Here is an 18,672-nt window from a genome sequence, read left to right as displayed (position 1 = left end):
ATGCAAAAGTTATTGGTGATCGGTTGCGGGGACGTGGCCTTGCGCGCCCTGCCGCTCCTGGCGCGCCGCTATCGGGTGTATGCGCTGCTGCGTACCGCCGATGCGCAACTGCGGGAAGATCTGAGGCTGTTGGGCGTGACGCCACTGGCTGGCGATCTCGACCGTCCGGCTTCGCTGCGCCGTCTTGCCGGCCTGGCCGATGCGGTGCTGCATTGCGCGCCGCCGGCCAATCAGGGTTTGCGCGATGGCCGCACCCGTCGTCTGATTGCCGCCTTGCGTCGGGGGGCGAGTCTACCACGCCGCCTGGTCTATATCAGTACCAGCGGCGTGTATGGCGATTGCGCCGGGGCCGAGGTGCGTGAGACGCGCCGCGTGCAGCCGGCCACGGCGCGGGCGCGGCGGCGCGTCGATGCCGAAGCCGAATTGCGGCGCTGGGGCCGCGTGCCGGGCGGGCCGACGGTGAGCATCCTGCGCGCGCCCGGCATCTACGCCGCCGGACGCCTGCCGCTGGAGCGCATCCAGCGCGGCGATCCGGTGCTGCGCGCCGAGGATGACGTCGTTACCAATCACATCCATGCCGACGATCTCGCCGCCTGTGCCGTCGCCGCCTTGCGCCGGGGCCGCGCCCAGCGCGTCTATCACGCCAGCGACGACAGCAGCGGCCTGCGCATGGCCGATTGGTTCGATGCGGTGGCCGATGCGTTCGTCCTGCCGCGTCCGCCGCGCGTGAGCCGCGCCGAGGCCGCGCAGCGATTGCCGGCGCTGACCCTGTCCTTCATGAACGAATCGCGGCGCCTCGACAACACGCGCTTGAAACGCGAGCTTGGCGTGCGTCTGGCCTGGCCGGATGCGCGTGCCGCGCTGGCAGTCATTTCAACACAAGGAACCCCCTCATGCTCTGGCTAAAAATCTTTCACCTCTTCTTCGTCATCGCCTGGTTCGCCGGACTGTTCTATCTGCCGCGCATTTTCGTCAATCTGGCGATGGTGCCGCCGGGCAGCGATGCCGAACGCGAGCGCCTGCTGCTGATGGCTGGCAAGCTCTACCGCTTCATGACGCCGCTGGGCGTGCTGGCGGTGCTGCTGGGATTGTGGCTGTGGTTCGGCGGCTTCGGTTTTACCGGCGGCTGGCTGCATGCCAAGACGGCGCTGGTGGCGTTGCTGATCGGCTATCACGGCTACTGCGGCCGCTTGCTGAAAGCCTTTGCCAGCGGGCGCAACGGCAAAAGCCATGTCTGGCTCCGCGTCTTCAACGAACTGCCGGTGCTGGTGCTGCTGGCGGTCATCCTTCTGGTCGTTCTGAAACCATTTTGAACAAGCTCGAAAATTTCTTCGCCCCTTGCCCGCGTGGCCTGGAGGCGCTTCTGGCCGATGACGTGCGCGCTGCCGGCGCGCTCGGTGCTTCGGTGAAGATCGTTCCCGGCGGCGTGCAGTTCGCCTGCGACTGGCGCGCCTGCTATGCGCTCAATCTCGAATCGCGCATCGCCAGCCGCGTGCTGTGGCGCGTCGCGGAAGGCGCGTACCAGAAGGAAGAGGATGTCTATCGCCTCGCCATGAATGTGGACTGGCCGGCGCTGTTCAAGGTCGAGCAGACGTTGCGGGTCTATGTCACCGCCATCCGCTCGCCGCTGAAGAGCCTGGAGTTCATCACCCTGCGCGTCAAGGATGCGGTCTGCGATCGCTTCCGCGCGGCTTGCGGCGAGCGGCCGAGCGTGAACACGGCGCGGCCCGACGTGCGCATCCATCTGTTTCTCACCGCCGACAGGGCGACGCTGTATGTCGACACGTCCGGCGAGCCGCTGTGGCAGCGCGGCCACAAGATCGCCAAGATTGAAGCGCCGGTGAAGGAAAACCTCGCCGCCGGCATCCTGCGGCTGATCGGTTGGCAACCCGGCATTCCGCTGTACGACCCGATGTGCGGCAGCGGCACTTTCTTGCTGGAAGCCGCGCAGATGAGCCTGAACGATGCGCCCGGCCTGTCGCGCGATGCGGGCGAGTTCGGTTTCGAGAAGCTGAAGAACTTCAAGGCCGCCGTCTGGCGCGAGCTGCGCCAGACGGCGGCTGCGCGGCGCGACCTGGCGCCGGCCAGCCTGGCCATCCACGGCGCCGACATTTCGCGCGATGCCGTGGCGCGCGCGCGGCAGAATCTGGACTATGCCGGCATCGGCGAACTGGTCGACGTGCGCCAGGGCGACATCCTGCAACTGCCGCCGCCTGCCGGCACGCCAGGCATATTGATCGCCAATCCGCCGTATGGTGAACGCCTCGGTGAGATCGAATCGCTGGCGGCTTTCTATCCGCAACTGGGCGATGCGCTGAAGCAGCATTACGCCGGCTGGAATTGCTGGTTCTTCTCCGCCGACAGCGCCCTGCCCAAGCGCATCGGCCTGGCGGTCAAGCGCAAGATTCCGCTCTACAACGGCCCGCTGGAATGCCGCCTGTATCACTATCCCATGGTGGCCGGCGGCAATCGGAAGGCGAAGTGACTCATTTCGCCAGCAATTCGCTGGCCGCCGCGATCACCCGGCTGGCCGGCAGATTCAGCAGGCAATCGCTGTCGCTGTCGACATGGCGCCGGCAGCCCTCCAGCATGCAGGGCACGCAGCCGCGGGGATCCTCGCCCTGCAGCAGGTAAACATTGCCCTGGCGCGCGCTGCCCCGGCGCTGCCAGGGGCTGGCCAACGGCTTCCAGTCGTGCGGCCACGGTCCCCACTTGACGGGGTTCGACGGGCCGAACAGCGCCAGGGTCGGCGTGCCGGTGGCGGCGGCGATGTGGCTGGCCACCGTATCGGGGCCGACGAACAGCGCGGCAGTCCGGATCAGTTCGGTGGTTTCACCCAGGCTCAGTTCGCCGGCCAGGTTCAGCACGGGGCCGCTCAGTCGTGCCGCGATCCGTTGCGCATAATCGCGCTCGGCGGCTTCGGGCCCGCCGGACAGCACGACGGCATGGCCCCGTTCCTGCAGCCAGCGCGCCAGTTCGATCCAGCCGGCCGGCGTCCACATCTTGTAGGCGAATTTCGGATAGGGATGCAGCACGGCGCAAGGCTGCGCGGACGGCAAGGCGGCGAGCAATGAATCCAGCCGCGCGCGTGAGGCGCTGGGGGGTACGACCGTCGTGATGGGCGGAATGCCCAGCAACTCAGCCAGGCGCAGACCCATGGCGACGGTATGCGTGTCGAGATCGTCGAACGCCGTCCACTGATCGAGCAGCAGCGCCTTGCCGCGCTCCCGCGCCTTGTCCGCCTGCAGCACGCCGACGCGGTGCCGGCCGGCCACCCAGCAGAACAGGCGCGCGCGATCGGTCGGCAACGGCGAGAGCGCCAGATCGTAACGTCGCCACAGGCTGCGCAACTGGCCGAATTTTTCCCGCAGGCCGACGCGCTGCGGCAGGGTGATGATTTCGGCGAAATCCGGATTGCCTTCCAGCGCGCCTTGCGTGCCGGGCAGCACCAGCGCGTCGAGCCGCGCCTCGGGCCAGGCGGATTTCAGCGAGCGCGCCAATGGTGTGGTCAGCAGCACGTCGCCGATGCGCTGGGTACAGACGAGCAGGATGCGGCGTGGCCTGCCCAGCGCCGCTTCAGGACGCCCTGTTCCCGATTGCGTCAACCCCGTCATCTATAATGCTTCGATTTGCAGACCGGCCATTATGCCCAAACTCTATATCGACGAGTTCGTCGGGATATCCAACCGGTTGGAGGCGCTGCCCTATGCCTTCGCCATCCGCCAGGCGTATGGCCACGACATCGTGCTGGATTGGCGGGAACTGGATTCCTTCTCCGTCGATGAGACGACGCGCGGCAAGGTGGGACTGCTGGCGCGGCTGGGCGCGGTGCGGGTGCGCGACGACGATGCCGAGCGCCTGTTCGATACGCTGCATGGCAGGAAAGTCATCCTGCGCGCGCTCGAAGGGCCGGACGACAGGCTGCAGCCTGTCTATCTCGAAACGGCGCGCAAGCTGCATCTGGCGCCGCATCTCGCCGCCTCGATCCGCGAGAGCTTTGCCCGGCGGCAGGGCCGTCCGGTGGTCGGCGTGCATATCCGCCAGGGCGATTACGAACTGGTCAGTAATGAACGCTACGAAATCGCCGGCAAGGAGTGGCCGGCCGTACCGGTGTGGTGGTATGCCAGGCAGATGGAGCGCATCCGCGCGCGCCAGCCGGATGTCTGCTTCTTTCTTTCCTGTACCGGCGATCCGGCGGCGTTCCGCGAGATTCATGAAAGTTTCGATGTGTTCACGCTCGACGTGAATTCGCACTATCACTACAAGGGTGACGACCACCACTCGACGGTCAATCCGGTCGCCGACCTGTTCGCGCTGGCCTGCTGCCCGGTCATTCTGGCGACGCCGATTTCGGGTTACTCGCACTGGGCGGCGAATGCGCTCGGCGCGCCTTCCGCTGCCATCGTGCCGCTGCCCGGTGCTACGCGCGACGAACCACGCGCCGGGCTGGTGCGCCTGTATGGCCAGCGGATGACGCGCTGGCGCGCGGCGGGGCGGGAGGGCACGGATACCCGGCCGTTGGATGCGGTGTTGGGCGAGGTTGACTTCAGTCGGTCGGCCGATACCGATTGGTTGTAGTGTGGTGGGTGATTTGTGTTTGTTGCAGGCAGTGGATGATTTGGGGTTGGCGGGTTGTTTTCTGACGGCGCGCTGAAGCCGGGACTCGCCCCGGCGGGCGAGTTACTTTTTGCCACGCGGCAAAAAGTAACTAAAAAACGCGCTCCGCCTTGCCGGCCCGGCGAAGCCGGGCTGCCCTCACTACGCAGTCCTCGGCCGGCCTGCTTTGCAAACTCGCTGCGCTCGAACAGCAAAGCAGGATATCCCCGTCCGAGGCCAGCTCCGTTCGGCGGCGCAGAGGGGAATGAAAGGCGTCACAGTCCGACGGATAGAGCGCGGCGCGTTGCGCCGGGTAAGCTGATGCAGGGTTGCACGCTTGATACATACATTCGTCGTCCCCGCGAAAGCGGGGACCCAGGGACGTACTGGATTCCCGCTTTCGCGGGAATGACGACGATGCGCGCTTCGTCGGGTAGGCCATGCCGCTGGATTCTCACCCGCGTGGGAATGACGAAGCCGATATGTTCCAGCCGATTTGGTGTTTGGCTTTTCAACCACCACGCGTTGAGCAGCACCCCATTCCCCTGTGTCTCGCCGAGTTTCGCCGCCGTCGAGCGGGGCTTTCCGGTTTCGTGTGTCTGAGCGCAGCGAGTTTAGAAACCGGCCGCTCGGCGGCGGCGAAACTCGGGAAGCCCGAAGGGCCGAGACACTGGGGGCGTTTCTTTGCCTCCTTTCTTGTCGCGACAAGAAAGGAGGTCGCCCGCCGGGGCGAGTCCCGGCTTCAGCGCACTGTCAGAAAACAACCCGACAATGCCAAATCACTCACCCAAGCAAAACCTGACCTTTGAAAACGCCATTCGCCGGCACGTTGCACCAAATAACCCTTGAACCCGCCGCCTACTTCGCTGAAGTTGCCTCGGCAATGGCGCGTCCCGCCAGACGGCGCAGCCAGACCATCAGGTCGTCGATATAGGTGAATACCACCGGCACCACCAACAGGGACAACAATGTCGAGGTGAGCAGACCGCCGATCACGACGATGGCCATCGGCGACCGGAACCCCGGGTCGGCCGCGCCGAAGCCCAGGGCTACCGGCATCATGCCGCCGCCCATGGCGATGGTGGTCATGACGATCGGCCGCGCCCGCTTGTGGCAGGCGTCGAGCAGGGCGTCGAGGCGCGACATTTCCTGATCCTGGCGGGCGATGATCACGTAGTCGACAAGCAGGATGGAGTTCTTGGTGACGATGCCCATCAGCATCAGGATGCCGTAGATCGAAGGCATGGACAGCGCATTGTTGGTCAGCAGCAGGGCGACGAAGGCGCCGCCCAGCGACAGCGGCAGGGCGGTGAGGATGGTCACCGGCTGGAGGAAGTCGCGGAACAGCAGCACCAGCACGATGTACACGCTGATCAGCCCCACCAGCATGCCGACGCCGACGCGCTCGAACAGTTCTTCCATGTATTCCACGTCGCCATCGCTGATGCGCACCACGCCGGGCGGCAGTTGCTGCAGCGATGGCAGCGCGTTGGCTTCGGCGAGCAGGTCACCCAGCACGCGGTCGCCCAGTTCGGTCTCGATCGACAGGTTGCGGATGCGGTCGAGGCGGTCGATTTTCGCCGGGCCGCTGCCCATTTCGATTTTGGCGACGGCTTCCAGCGGCAGCGTGCCGCCCTTGGCGGCTACCGGAATCTGGCGGATCTGGTCGAGGTTGTGGCGCACGGCCGGATCGATCTGGACGCGGATCGGCACCTGGCGTTGCGGCAGATCGAGCTTGGCCAGTTGCACCTTGTAGTCGCCTGCCGTGGCGATGCGCACGGCATGGGCCAGGGCGTCGGTGGACACGCCCAGGTCGGCGGCGCGGGCGAAATCCGGGGTGATGTGGATTTCCGGCTTCTGCAGGCTGGCCGTCGATGAAATGTAGCCGATGCCCTGCAGGCCGCGCAGCTCGTTCTCGACGTTGCGCGCCGCCATGGTCAGGGCTTCCGGATCGTCGCTGCCCAGCACCACGCGCAGCACCGTGCCGGGCGCGCCGGACAGAATCTGGAAACGCACCGCCGGCATGTCGCGCAATACGGCCCGCACCTGATTCTCGACTTCGCCCTGGCGCGCGTCGCGTTCGGTGCGCGGCTTGAGGCGGATGATCAGGGTGCCCTTGCGGTTGTCGATGTTGGCCGCTCCGGTCGGCGTTTCCGGGTAGGGATCGGTGGCCGCGCCGACGTTGGCGAAGACGCCGGTGATCTCGGGAATCTTGCGCAGCCGGCGGCTGGCTTCGCGCGCCGTGTCCTCGGTGTCCTTCAGGGTGCTGCCCGGCGGCAGTTCGATCACCAGGGTGATCAGTGCGCGGTCTTCGGTCGGCAGGAAGCCGGTCGGCAGCAGGGTGGTCAGGCCCAGCGAAACGATGAGGAAGATGAAGGCGACGGCGACGGTGATCTTGCGATGGTTCAGGCACCAGCGCGCCAGTTCGAGGTAGCGATCCATCAGCGGCGGTTCCCGGTGCTCATGACGCGGCGGGCGCAGGATGTAGGCGGCCATCATCGGCGTGAGCAGGCGCGCGACCAGCAGCGAAACCAGTACGGCGATGGTGGCGGTGATGCCGAAGGGCGCGAAGTACTTGCCGGGAATGCCGCCGATGAAGGCGGCCGGCAGGAACACCGCGGCGATGGTGAAGGAGGTGGCGATCACCGCCAGGCCGATTTCCTCGGCCGCTTCCATCGCCGCGTGGTAGGGCGACTTGCCCATGCGCAGGTGGCGGGTGATGTTCTCGATTTCGACGATGGCATCATCGACCAACACGCCGACGATCAGCGAAATCGCCAGCATGGTCATGGTGTCCAGCGAATAGCCCAGCAACTGCATGCCGAAGAAGGTGGGAATGATCGACAGCGGCAGCGCGGTGGTGGCGACGAAGGTGGCGCGCCAGTCGCGCAGGAACCACCAGACCACGATCACCGCGATGAACGCGCCTTCCAGCAGCAGATCCATCGAGCCGCGATAGTTGTTGTAGGTGGGTTCCCAGGTGTTGTAGATCTCGGTGATGCTGACTTCCGGATGTTCGGCGCGGAACTTGTCCAGCGCCTTGGCCACGGCTTCGGCGACGGTGACTTCCATGCTGCCCTTGCTGCGCGTGAGTTCGAAGGCCACGCTCGGCTGGCCGTCGAACAGCGCAATCGAGGAGCGGTCGGCGTAGCCGTCATGTACCCGGGCGATATCGGACAGGCGCACCGTTCGGCCGTCGGCCAGCGGCAAGGTCAGGTCGGCGATTTCGGCGACCGAGCGTGCCGTGCTGAGGGTGCGAAAACTCTGCACGCTGTCGCCCACTTCGGCGCGTCCGCCGGAGGAGTTCAGTTGCACGCGCTTCAACTGCATGGAAATTTCACTGGCGCTGACGCCCAGCGCGGTCATGCGCACGGGATCGAGATCGATGCGCACTTCCCGATCGATGCCGCCGACGCGCTGGAACTTGCCGACGCCGGGCACGGCCAGCATGGCGCGCGCCAGTTCGTTGTCGACGAACCAGGAGAGATCGGCCACGTCCATGTTCGCGGCTTCGACGGTATAGCCGAGCAGGGGCTGGCCGGCGGTGGTCAGCTTGGAAACCACCGGCGGCGACGTCATGTCCGGCGGCAGCTCGGGACGGATGCTGTCGACGGCATTGCGCACTTCGGAGAGGGCGACTTCGACATCCTTGTCGATCATGAACTCGACGATCAGGCTCACCGCGCCATCGACGACCACCGTGCGCATGTGACGCAGCAGCGACAGCGGCGCGACGGCATTCTCGATCTTGCGCGCGACCTCCTGTTCGAGCTGGGCCGGCGCCATGCCTTCCTGGGTGGCGCTGATCATGATGATCGGCAGATCGACGGTGGGATAGGCCTGGATGCCCAGGCCGCGGAAGGCGAACAGGCCGAGGATGGTCAGCCAGGCAAACAGCAGGATGGCCGGAACCGGATTGCGGATCGACAGGCTGGAGAAGTTCATCATTTGGCGGCCGCCCCATCCTTGGTCCTGGGCTGGGTCTGGGCCGGCTTGCCGTCGCCGACGATCTGGACGGTATCGCCCGAATTCAGGAAGGCCGCGCCGCGCGTGACCACCTTGGCATCGGCGCCGATGCCGGAGAGGATTTCGACGGTATCCCCGACGCGCCGTCCGATCTGCACCTTGCGCTGTTCGACTTGGCTGCGGGCGCCTACCTCGAAGACATAGGTATTGCCATCGCGCATCAGAATGGCGGAATTGGGAATGGTGAGCGCCTTGCTGCTGCCGAGGAAGATTTCTCCCTGGCCGAACATGCCGGCGCGGGCGCCGCTGTCGGCCGCCAGGTCGACATAGGCGATCGCCTTGCGGGTGCCGCTGTCGAGGGTGGGCGCGAGCATGCGCAGCGTGCCTTCGGCGCTCTTGCCGTCGCTCAGGCGGATGCGCGCCTTGAGTCCGGGCCTGACCTGCGCCAGTTGTTCGGCGGTCAGTTCGGCGCGCCACTCGATACGTCCCTGGCGCACCAGGCGGAACAGTTCGGCGCCGGGCTGGACCACGGCGCCGAGCGTGGCGCTGCGCGCGGAAATGACGCCGTCGTCGATGGCGCGGATGCTGGTCTGCGCCATGCGCACTTCATCGATGCGCCGCATGGCCACGGCGGCGGCCAGCGCGGCGCGCGCGGCGTCTTCGGCCAGCAGCAGTTGCTGGATCTGCTGTTCGGACAATGCGCCGGAGTCCTTCAGGTTGCGGGCGCGCTCGGCATTTGCCCTGGCTTCGGCCAGCGCCGCCTTGGCGCGGGCGACGTTGGCCTGCTGCGCCGCCAGGCTGGCGCGGACCGTTTCCGGCGCCAACTGGGCGAGCACCTGGCCGCGCTTGACGCGGCTGCCGACATCGACATTCATCTGGCTGATGGCGATGCCGCCCAGCTCGCTGGCAACGATGGCTTCCTGCCAGGCATGGAGAGCGCCATTGGCGGTCAGGCTGCTGTCCCACTGCTGTATCTGCGGCGTGGCGATGGTCACCGAGAGCGCGGGTTTGACCGGCGCCGGCTGATCGGCGGCCGAAGATTCGGGAATCAGCGCCAGGGCGGCCGCGCCGGACAATGCCAGCGCGGCCGTGGCGGCGATGGCGCAGGCAGTGTAGGTGCGCCGCCTGGACCAGGGAGAAAACTTGCGCAGCATGGGATGGAATGAGGTCATGGCGTGACTCCTGCGTCTTGGGCAGCGGGCGGTTCGTTGCCGTCCGCACGGGTGTCCGGTGCGTCTGCCGTATCTGCGGCGGGAGGTGTGGCAGGTGCGGAGGGTACGGCCTGCCAGCCGCCGCCGAGCGCCTTGTAAAGCGCGATCCAGCCGAGAATGTGGTCGCGCTGCAGGGCGATTTCATTGCGTTCGGCAGCCGTTGCCAGGCGCCGCGCATCTTCGAGCGCCAGCAGGCTGATGCCGCCGGCCCGCCAGTTCTGTTCGGCCGCCTTGAAATAGCCGCGGAAGCCCTGGCTGGCAATCCGGGCGTGCTGGCTGCGCTGCCGCGCCGCTTCCAGATTGACCAGCGTGCCTTCGACTTCCTCGATCGCGCCGCGCACGGCCTGGCGATAGCGCGCATAGGCTTGCGCATGACGCGCCTGAGCCGCGTCCTGCTGGGCTGCGAGCGCGCCGCCGGCAAACAGCGGCAGCGTCAGCGAGGGGCCGAAGAACCAGGGCTTGCTCAGAACGTCCGTCCCTGCGATGTTGGCCCTGTCGCGGGTCAGGTTGCCTACCAGCGCCAGGCGCGGATAGCGGTTGGCCGTTGCCACGCCGACATCGGCGCTGGCGGCGGCCAGTTGGCGTTCGGCGGCGGCCAGATCGGGGCGCTGGGCGAGCAGGGCCACCGGCAGGCTGTCGACGCGGAAGGCTGCCGGGACGGGCAGGCCGGGCGGCGCGGCCTGGGCCTGCGTGCCGGTGCCGTCCCGCGCATCCAGCAATTGCGCCAGGCGTTCTTCGGGCAGGCCAGTCAGCGTCACCAATGATTTGCGCGTGAGCAGACAGGCCGCCTGCTGGGCGGCGTGGAAACCGGCGGTATCGGCCGCGCCCGCCTTGGCCAATTGGGCGTCCGCCGGGGCGCTGATGCCGCCTTTGGCGGCCAGATCGACGATGCGCGCGGTTTCCTCGCGCGATCCGAGATCGGCGGCGATGGTGCGCAGCGTCAGTTGGCAGGCGCGATAGCCGACGTACTTGCCGGCCACCTCGGCGGCCAGGGAAATCCGCGCCGCGTGCCAGCCGTGCTCGCTGCTGGCCAGGCGCGCCCTGGCGGCTTCGGTGCTGCGCCGGACGCGGCCGAACAGGTCGATTTCCCACTGGGCATCGACCGTGACGCCACGGGTGGTGGTCGGGCTCGGCAGCGGAAAATCGGCGCTGCCGTTGTTGCGCATGGCATGGCCTTCGATGCCGAGCTGCGGCCAATGGGATGCGCCGCTGGCGGTCAGCGCGCTGCGCGCTTCATCGATGCGCGCCACGGCTTCGGCCAGTGTCGGGCTGTCGGCTTCGGCCTGCCGCAGCAGTTCGTCGAGCACCGGATCGTTGAAACTTTGCCACCAGTCGAGCAAGGCGCGGCTGGTGCCGTCGTGCGGCAGCGCGGCCTGCCAGCGATCGGCGGACAGGACGGCGGCCGCATCCGGCGCTTCGTAATCGGGGCCGACGGCGAGTTGTGTCGCACAACCCGCCAGACCCAGAGCACAACAAACCCCCAGCACGGCCAGGCGCAGGCGCTGGTGGATGCTTTCGCATGGTCCGGACATCTGTTTCTCCTCTGCTCACCTGGCCGGGCGTCCGGATGGAAGGCGGCGCATGGCGAGGCGGCGTGTATTTTGCGCCACTGGTGCAAGCGGCAGGCAGTGGTGGCTTGTTATCTTGCGAGAAAGATAATATTGTACAAATATCTTTCTCGCAAGATAATTAAGACCGTATCGTGAGGTTGCGATTTCGTGTGATTTCGCAATCCATGGCCGGACCAAACATCGTCGCATCGTCACTATTGCCCATGTCTGCTACCAAACTGGATCCCATCCTCGAACGCTACCGCCAGAATTGGCCGGAAGTCTTCGAGCCGCGCATCATGTCGCTGCTGCTGGCAATGCAGCACGTGCATGTTGCCGAGTCGGTGAATTACGACTGGGTGATGGCGCGGCATCGCCTGAGCCTGGCCGAGTTCGACGTGCTGGCGACCTTGCGGCGCGCGGATACGCGAGAGCTGACGCCCAGCGAGTTGCAACAGTCGATGGTGATCACCTCGGGTGGCTTGAGCAAGGTGATCCAGCAACTGGAGGCGCGCGAACTGGTGACCCGCTCGACGGCCGAGAACGATCGCCGCGTCAAGCCGGTCAGCCTGACGGCCAAGGGCGTCAGGCTGATCGAGCCGGCGATGGTCGAACTGCTCGAAGCGTCCAGCACGGCGATCCGCGCCCATCTGAGCAACAAGGAGATCGACCAGCTCGTCGAGCTGCTCGAAAAACTCGCCGGCCGCGCGAAAGCCTGAGTCGCGAACGGCGCGCCTGCGGCCCTGTTGTCCTGCCGCCTCCGATCACCCGAATTCCAATTCCGCGCCGTACTGCTAGAATTTCCGGCCATCGACAGGTTTGGCGATTGCCCGCCGCCTGCTCCCATGAACGCTCCTTGCAGAGCATTGCCGAGTACATCTTCGTGAGCGCCATTTCTTCCCTCGCCCCGCCGGAACGCATCGTCATTGCCACACGCGAGTCGCGGCTGGCCCTGTGGCAGGCGGAACATGTGCGGGATCGTCTGCGGCGACTCTACCCGGCCTGCCGGGTCGAACTGCTGGGCATGACCACGCGCGGCGACCAGATCCTCGACCGGCCGCTGGCCAAGGTGGGCGGCAAGGGCCTGTTCATCAAGGAGCTGGAAACCGCGCTGCTGGACGGCAGCGCCGACATTGCCGTGCATTCGATGAAGGATGTGCCGATGCAGATGGAGGCGGAATTCGAACTGCTGGCCATCGGCGAGCGCGAAGCGCCTTTCGATGCCTTCGTCTCCGGCAAGTACGCCAGCCTGGCCGGGATGCCGCCGGGCGCGGTGGTCGGCACGTCCAGCCTGCGCCGCGAAGCGCAGATTCACGCGAACTTTCCCCATCTTGCGGTGACCAGCCTGCGCGGCAATCTCGATACGCGCCTGCGCAAGCTGGACGCCGGCGAATACGATGCCATCATCCTGGCCGCCGCCGGTCTGAAGCGCCTCGGTCTGGGCGGGCGCATCCGCGCCCTGCTGCCGGCCGAGGAATCGCTGCCGGCGGCTGGTCAGGGCGCGATCGGCATCGAGGCGCTGGCCGGCCGCGCCGATCTGGCGGCCTGGCTGACGCCGCTCGATCATGCGCCGACCGCCGCCTGCGTGCGCGCCGAGCGCGCCGTGTCGCGGGCCTTGGCCGGCAGCTGCGAAGTGCCGCTGGGTGCCTACGCCGAGATGCGGAACGACGGTCTCTGGCTGCGCGGCTTCGTCGCCAGTCCCGACGGCAGCCGCTTCGCGCGCGCCGAGCTGCATGGCAGCGCCGATGCGCCGGAGGCGTTGGGCGAGCGCCTGGCCGCCGAGCTGCGTGCCCAGGGTGCCGCCGGAATTCTCGCGGCGCTGGGTTGAAGGCGCGGAAGGAGTGATTGCGTGAACGCCATCGCGGAGACCGCAGCCGCAGCCGGCACGGGAGCCGGAAGCCGGGCGCTTCCGCTCGCCGGTCGGCACATCGTGGTGACCCGGCCGGCGCAGCAGGCCGGGCCGCTGCGCGCGGCCATCGCGGCGGCCGGTGGGATCGCCGTGGCTTTTCCGGTATTGGAAATCCATCCGCTCGACGCGGCGCAGGAGGCTTTGCTCGGACGCATGCTCGAACGCGTCTGCGCGGGCGAATTCGAACTGGCCATCTTCGTCAGCCCGAATGCCATTGCCCACAGCTTTGCCGCCCTCGAACGGCGCGGCCTGCATTGGCCGGCCGATCTGCAGGTGGCCGTGGTCGGCAAGGGCAGCGAACGCGCCCTGGCAGAACGGGGCGTCGGGCGGGGCCAAGCCCAGGTGATAGCGCCGCAGACCCGCTTCGATTCCGAAGGTCTGCTGGCGCTGCCGGAAATGCAGGACGTGCGGGGCAAGCGCGTCATCATTTTTCGTGGCGACGGCGGGCGTGAACTGACGGCCAGCACCCTGCGCGAGCGCGGCGCCACGGTGGAGTACATCACCTGCTACCGGCGCAGCGCGCCGTCCGGCGATGCGGCGGAACTGCTGCGGCTGTGGCAGGATGGGCGACTGGATGCCATCACCATGACCAGCAGCGAGGGCCTGCGCCATCTGTACGCGCTGCTTGGCGAAGCGGGGCGGGCGCTGCTGGAGACGACGCCGCTGTTCGCGCCGCATCAGCGCATCGCCGAGGCGGCGCGGCGCCTCGGGCTGTCGCGCGTGATCGCCACGGCGGCAGGCGATGCCGGCCTGCTGCAGGAACTGAACAGGTATTTTTCTGATGTTGCATCCTCATCCTGCTGAACCTGCCGAGCATGGGAACCATGGAAACCGTCGAAACTTCACCCGCACACACTTCGGAAGCTGAACAGGCCGCGCAGTCAGAGTCCGCCCAGCCTCGTTCCGACCCGACCGCCGCTGCGTCGCAGCGGAAACCGCCTGCCGTTTCCGCCGCCGCGTGGCGGTGGTCGTTGCTGCTCGTTGTCCTGCTGGCGCTGCTGGGCTGGCAGTGGCTGGATACGCGCAGCCGGATCGGTGAGCTGCAGGAGGAACTGGCGCGGCGTCTGACCAGCAGCGATGCGACGACCAACGAGAACCGCGCCCTGACCAAGCAGAACCATGAGCTGGTGCAGACCCTCATGGCCAAGACCGGCGCGCTGGAAGCCCGGCTGGCCGAGATGCAGACCCAGCAACTGGCGCTCGACAGCATGTATCAGGAGCTTTCGAGCAGCCGTGACGAGCGTCTGCTGGCCGAAGTCGAACAGGCCGTCTCGATTGCCGCGCAACAATTGCAGATCGCCGGCAACGTCGAGGCCGCGCTGATCGCCCTGGAAGCCGCCGATGCCCGCCTGGCGCGCTCCGCCCTGCCGCAGATGCTGCCGTTGCGCAAGCTGATCAGCCGTGACGTCGAGCGTCTCAAGGCCCTGCCGCTGGCCGACATCCAGGGTATCTCGATGAAGTTGGAAGGGGTGATCGGCATCGTGGACGGTCTGCCGCTGGCCTTCGAGCAGCGCGCGCGCGCCGAGCCCGTCGTCAAGCAGCGCCTGGGCGTCGAACCGCCGGCCTGGTGGGAGGTGCTCGGTCAAGATCTATGGACCGAGCTGAAGCAGTTGATCCGCGTCGAGCGCGTCGAGCAGTCGGCGGATGCCGAGACGGCGCTGCTGTCGCCCAGCCAGGTTTTCTTCCTGCGCGAAAATCTCAAGCTGCGCCTGATTACCGCCCGCCTTGCCCTGCTGCAGCGCGATGGCACCAGTTATCGCGAGGATCTGCGCCAGACCCGGCTGTGGCTGGAGCGTTATTTCGACACGCGCGAGAAATCGGTGAGCAGCGTCATCAGCCTGCTCAAGGGCCTGTCCGCCGCAGACCTGAGCCTGGAGCTGCCGACGCTCAATGAAACTCTCGGCAGCATGCGCAGTCTCAAGCTGGCCCGGGACAAAGGGAAATAATCGCCATGCGCGCTCTGCTCTGGTTGTTGACGCTTGCCACGCTGGCGGTCGGCCTGGCCCTGGCGGCCCGTTACAACAATGGTTATGTGCTGCTGGTGCTGCCGCCCTGGCGCATGGAGCTGTCGCTGAACCTGATGATCCTGCTGCAGTTGGGCGGCTTCGCCTTGCTTTACATGCTGACGCGGCTGGTGGCGCATACCTTGCGTCTGCCCAGCCGCGTGCGCGAATACCGGGCGCGGCGGCGGCGCGAACAGGCCGAACGCGCGCTGGGCGATGCCATGCGCTACAGCTTCGAGGGCCGCTACAGCCATGCCCTGAAAAGTGCCGTGAGCGCCCACCAGGCCGGTCATGCGCCGGGAGTTTCGGCCTTGATTGCCGCCCGCGCGGCCCACGCCATGCGCGATGAGGACCGCGAAGCGGAATGGCTGCTGCGCGCCGGCGATTTCGACCACGAAACGCGCAATGCCCGCCTGATGACCGAGGCCGAGCTGCACCTCAACAGCCACCGCTTCGCCGATGCGCAAGGGGTGATCGATGTGCTCGAAGCCAGTGGCCAGCGCCATATCGCCGCTTTGCGTCTGTCCTTGCGCGCTCATCAGGCGCTGGGCAACTGGCGCGACGTGGTGCGTCTGGCGCGCCAGCTCGAGCGCCACCGCGCGCTCAGCAGCGAGCAGGCGGCGCCGATCCGGCTGCGCGCGCATCTCGAAGTGCTGCGCGCCCTGGCGCTGGATGCCGGGGCGTTGCTCAACTACTGGCGCAGTCTGCCCTCTCCGGATCGCCGTTCGACGCGGCTGGCTGGAGAGACGGCCAAGCTGCTGTCCGCGGCCGGCGATTGCCTGCATGCCCAGCGCATCATCGAGGATGCCCTGGACGAGGAATGGGATTCCAGCCTGCTGGTGATATACGGCGAATGCAAGGGCGGCGATGTGCTGGGCCGCATCGCCCAGGCCGAGGACTGGCTCAAGCGCCATCCGCGCGATGCGCAACTGCTGCTGGTGCTGGGGCGCCTGTGTCGCCAGCAGCAGCTATGGGGCAAGGCGCAGAGTTATCTGGAGGCATCCCTGTCGCAGCAGCCGACCCGCGCCGCGCACGTCGAACTGGCGCAATTGTTCGATGCGCTCGAACGTAACGAGGCAGCGGACAAGCATTACCGCATGGCGGCAAACAACGCCGGCTGATCGGGCGCCTTGCATGGCCGGCGGCGGGTGGCCGCAGCCGCTTTCCTTCCGTATCGACGGGTCGTTGGATAAGCCAGGATGCTGCCTGGTTTGCCGCGCAGCGGCGGCGTGACTGCAGCCGGAAATTGCAACCGGAAATCATTTTGCCGATCAGGTGCTGTTGGGTATTGACAGCCAGTCGGCTATTAAATGATAATGATTCGCATTAACCAAAGTACTAACTAAAGTATTAACCAAAAATAGATGCTACGCCAGCCAGATCCCGGTTTTCGAGATTCAGCCAGCCAGTCGGCCATCCATGTTCAGCGTAAGTTCAAGGGGACATCATGCTTGCCAAATTGCTGGTTGCCGGGAGCCGGTTCACGGCTTCATCGCGCGATACCGCCCGAATCATGCCTGCCTGCGAGGCGGACGCATGATGGTGGCGAAAATGGATACTTCCAAGATACGTCCGGCCCGGACGCCCTGCGTGACCTCGCCGCAATCCGCGACGACGCGCGATGACGCTGCCGCAAAATTAACCAAAAATAGATGCTACGCCAGCCAGATCCCGGTTTTCGAGATTCAGCCAGCCAGTCGGCCATCCATGTTCAGCGTAAGTTCAAGGGGACATCATGCTTGCCAAATTGCTGGTTGCCGGGAGCCGGTTCACGGCTTCATCGCGCGATACCGCCCGAATCATGCCTGCCTGCGAGGCGGACGCATGATGGTGGCGAAAATGGATACTTCCAAGATACGTCCGGCCCGGACGCCCTGCGTGACCTCGCCGCAATCCGCGACGACGCGCGATGACGCTGCCGCAAAAGCCAGCATCATCGACAGCCAGATCCTGTTTGGCTGTGGCAAGCTGATTTACATCGACCATGCCGGCCAGCGCTACACCTTGCGTGTCACGCGTGAGAACAAGCTGATCCTGACCAAATGAAGTCCCCGCCCATCAACCGCACATTGGGCCGTCTACTCGGCGCCGCGCTGGGTACTGGCCAGGCGCCTGCGTCCGCACCCATGTCGGCGCCCGTCGCTCTGCCCACACCGGCCCAGGTTCCGGCCCCGCGCCTCGCCGCCGCGCGTCGCCGCCTGAAGCTGTGGGAACTGCCGGTACGCTGGCATTGCCCGCTGATCGGCACCTGTCTTCTGCCGCGCGACATGCGCCGTCTGGCGCGCCAGGCCGGTATCGACAGCGCGGGCATGACGGAATACGAACTGCACACCATCGTCGTCAGCAATTGCGCCGAACGCAACGCGCTTTCCGAGCGGGCGCAGCGCCTGTTCGACGAACGCTACGCGGCCGACATCCAGCGTTTCGCCAAGGCGCACGATGACGAGGCCATCCTCGCGCTCTGGCGCGCCGCCTACGACGCGGGCGAAACGGCCGGCGCGCTGTGGGCCGCCTGGAGCCATGGCGCGACGAGTGAGGAGGCCGGCGCAAGAATTTCCGGCGACATCCACATGCTCTCGCATCAGGCCGGTGCGGGCATCCGCGCGAATCTGCGCCAGCTCGATGCGTTGCGGCAGGAAAACACCCGCCTGCGCGGCGAACTCATCGCCCTGCGCAACGATGCGGCGCAATCCCGGCGCGAAAAGGATCGTCTGCTGGAAGAAACCCGGCGCAAGCTGTCGAATGCCGAATGCCGCGCCGCGCTGCTCGGCGTGCGCGAACTCGAACTGGCCGATGCGCGCCAGGCGGCGCGTGAATACGCGACGGTATACGATCGCGCGCAGATGCTCGCCCAGCGCGTCGAAACCATCGAGGAACGCAACGCCACCAACGCCCGCCGCGCCGAGCGCCTGGCGCAGGAACTCAACGAGACGCGCGACAGCCTCGCCGCCGCCGAAACCGCGCTCGAACTGGTGCTGGGGATGGAGGAAGAAGGGCCAGGGGGCTGCGCCGGCGTCTCGGGCAGCAGCGGCTGCGGGCGTGCCTGTCCGGCGGAAGTGCGCCTCACCAACCGCTGCGTGCTGTGCATCGGCGGCCGTGCCAACCTGGTCGACGGTTACCGCCGCCTGGTCGAAGCGCAGGGCGGACGCTTCCTGCACCACGACGGCGGCCTGGAAGAAAGCCTGCATCGCATCGACGCCGCCGTCGCCACCGCCGATGCCGTGATCTGCCAATCCGGCTGCGTCTCGCATGCCGCCTACTGGCGGCTCAAGGAAGCCTGCAAGAAACTCGACAAGCCCTGCGTGTTCGTCAAATCCCCCGGCGTCGGCAGCTTCGCCCGCGGCCTCGCCGCGCTTGCCGACGATGGCGGAGCCGGATCGCCGAAGCGGACCAGCCTGGTTTCGCGGCTCGCCAATTGAAACGGAACCGGCCATTCG

The 18,672-nt window shown here is 66.6% G+C and carries 15 protein-coding genes; 11 read left to right on the top strand and 4 right to left on the bottom strand.

Annotation, left to right across the window (positions count from 1 at the left end; all coding sequences use genetic code 11):
• From SDENCHOL_RS00630 to SDENCHOL_RS00620, 3 genes are read left to right on the top strand one after another with little or no spacing between them, the layout of a single operon-like run.
• Positions 1 to 906: an NAD(P)H-binding protein gene (locus SDENCHOL_RS00630; protein WP_154715696.1), complete on the top strand. Its 906-nt coding sequence runs from the start codon at positions 1 to 3 to the stop codon at positions 904 to 906.
• Positions 894 to 1,313, top strand: coding sequence for a CopD family protein (locus SDENCHOL_RS00625; protein ID WP_154715695.1), 420 nt, complete (start codon positions 894 to 896; stop codon positions 1,311 to 1,313). The genes SDENCHOL_RS00630 and SDENCHOL_RS00625 overlap by 13 nt, the downstream gene beginning before the upstream one ends.
• A complete protein-coding gene (locus SDENCHOL_RS00620) occupies positions 1,310 to 2,485 on the top strand; it encodes a THUMP domain-containing class I SAM-dependent RNA methyltransferase (RefSeq protein WP_154715694.1) in 1,176 nt (391 codons plus the stop codon). Before SDENCHOL_RS00625 ends, SDENCHOL_RS00620 begins: the two co-directional genes overlap by 4 nt.
• Before the next feature lies 1 nt (position 2,486).
• On the opposite strand, the gene SDENCHOL_RS00615 is transcribed toward SDENCHOL_RS00620, so the two are convergent.
• Positions 2,487 to 3,614, bottom strand: coding sequence for a glycosyltransferase family 9 protein (locus SDENCHOL_RS00615; RefSeq protein ID WP_154715693.1), 1,128 nt, complete (start codon positions 3,612 to 3,614; stop codon positions 2,487 to 2,489).
• A gap of 31 nt (positions 3,615 to 3,645) precedes the next feature.
• Between SDENCHOL_RS00615 and SDENCHOL_RS00610 the strand changes: the two genes are divergently transcribed.
• Positions 3,646 to 4,578, top strand: coding sequence for a hypothetical protein (locus SDENCHOL_RS00610; RefSeq protein WP_154715692.1), 933 nt, complete (start codon positions 3,646 to 3,648; stop codon positions 4,576 to 4,578).
• Between the two features lie 876 nt (positions 4,579 to 5,454).
• Here SDENCHOL_RS00610 and SDENCHOL_RS00600 read toward each other — a convergent pair.
• Genes SDENCHOL_RS00600 through SDENCHOL_RS00590 form a run of 3 tightly spaced genes read right to left on the bottom strand, consistent with a single transcriptional unit; the run spans position 5,455 to position 11,305 of the window.
• A complete protein-coding gene (locus SDENCHOL_RS00600; RefSeq protein ID WP_331844118.1) occupies positions 5,455 to 8,544 on the bottom strand; it encodes an efflux RND transporter permease subunit in 3,090 nt (1,029 codons plus the stop codon).
• Positions 8,541 to 9,734, bottom strand: coding sequence for an efflux RND transporter periplasmic adaptor subunit (locus SDENCHOL_RS00595; protein WP_197706799.1), 1,194 nt, complete (start codon positions 9,732 to 9,734; stop codon positions 8,541 to 8,543). Before SDENCHOL_RS00595 ends, SDENCHOL_RS00600 begins: the two co-directional genes overlap by 4 nt.
• A complete protein-coding gene (locus tag SDENCHOL_RS00590; RefSeq protein WP_154715690.1) occupies positions 9,731 to 11,305 on the bottom strand; it encodes an efflux transporter outer membrane subunit in 1,575 nt (524 codons plus the stop codon). Before SDENCHOL_RS00590 ends, SDENCHOL_RS00595 begins: the two co-directional genes overlap by 4 nt.
• Positions 11,306 to 11,547: 242 nt before the next feature.
• On the opposite strand from SDENCHOL_RS00590, the gene SDENCHOL_RS00585 reads away from it, so the two are divergent.
• The 7 genes from SDENCHOL_RS00585 to SDENCHOL_RS00555 all read left to right on the top strand — a co-directional run bounded on the left by SDENCHOL_RS00585 (position 11,548) and on the right by SDENCHOL_RS00555 (position 18,654).
• Positions 11,548 to 12,042, top strand: a complete 495-nt coding sequence (locus tag SDENCHOL_RS00585) for a MarR family winged helix-turn-helix transcriptional regulator (protein WP_172954956.1) — start codon at positions 11,548 to 11,550, stop codon at positions 12,040 to 12,042.
• 146 nt (positions 12,043 to 12,188) lie between these two features.
• Positions 12,189 to 13,151 carry a hydroxymethylbilane synthase gene (gene hemC / locus SDENCHOL_RS00580; protein WP_231912998.1) on the top strand — a complete coding sequence of 321 codons (963 nt, stop codon included), beginning with the start codon at positions 12,189 to 12,191 and terminating at the stop codon, positions 13,149 to 13,151.
• 21 nt (positions 13,152 to 13,172) lie between these two features.
• A complete protein-coding gene (locus SDENCHOL_RS00575; RefSeq protein WP_331844117.1) occupies positions 13,173 to 14,036 on the top strand; it encodes a uroporphyrinogen-III synthase in 864 nt (287 codons plus the stop codon).
• 20 nt (positions 14,037 to 14,056) lie between these two features.
• Positions 14,057 to 15,178, top strand: a complete 1,122-nt coding sequence (locus SDENCHOL_RS00570; RefSeq protein ID WP_172954955.1) for a uroporphyrinogen-III C-methyltransferase — start codon at positions 14,057 to 14,059, stop codon at positions 15,176 to 15,178.
• A 5-nt stretch (positions 15,179 to 15,183) separates the two neighbouring features.
• The gene (locus SDENCHOL_RS00565; protein ID WP_154715687.1) at positions 15,184 to 16,356 is read left to right on the top strand and encodes a heme biosynthesis HemY N-terminal domain-containing protein; all 1,173 of its coding nucleotides are present in this window, start codon (positions 15,184 to 15,186) and stop codon (positions 16,354 to 16,356) included.
• 415 nt (positions 16,357 to 16,771) lie between these two features.
• Positions 16,772 to 17,281: a hemin uptake protein HemP gene (locus SDENCHOL_RS14260; protein ID WP_197706798.1), complete on the top strand. Its 510-nt coding sequence runs from the start codon at positions 16,772 to 16,774 to the stop codon at positions 17,279 to 17,281.
• Positions 17,278 to 18,654, top strand: coding sequence for a DUF2325 domain-containing protein (locus SDENCHOL_RS00555; protein ID WP_154715686.1), 1,377 nt, complete (start codon positions 17,278 to 17,280; stop codon positions 18,652 to 18,654). Before SDENCHOL_RS14260 ends, SDENCHOL_RS00555 begins: the two co-directional genes overlap by 4 nt.
• Positions 18,655 to 18,672 lie beyond the last annotated feature (18 nt).

The sequence above is a fragment of the Sterolibacterium denitrificans genome, from assembly GCF_900174485.1.
GTDB lineage: Bacteria > Pseudomonadota > Gammaproteobacteria > Burkholderiales > Rhodocyclaceae > Sterolibacterium > Sterolibacterium denitrificans.
The sequence above is the reverse complement of the archived record's forward strand: the minus strand, read 5'-3'. Positions and strand labels throughout refer to the sequence as shown.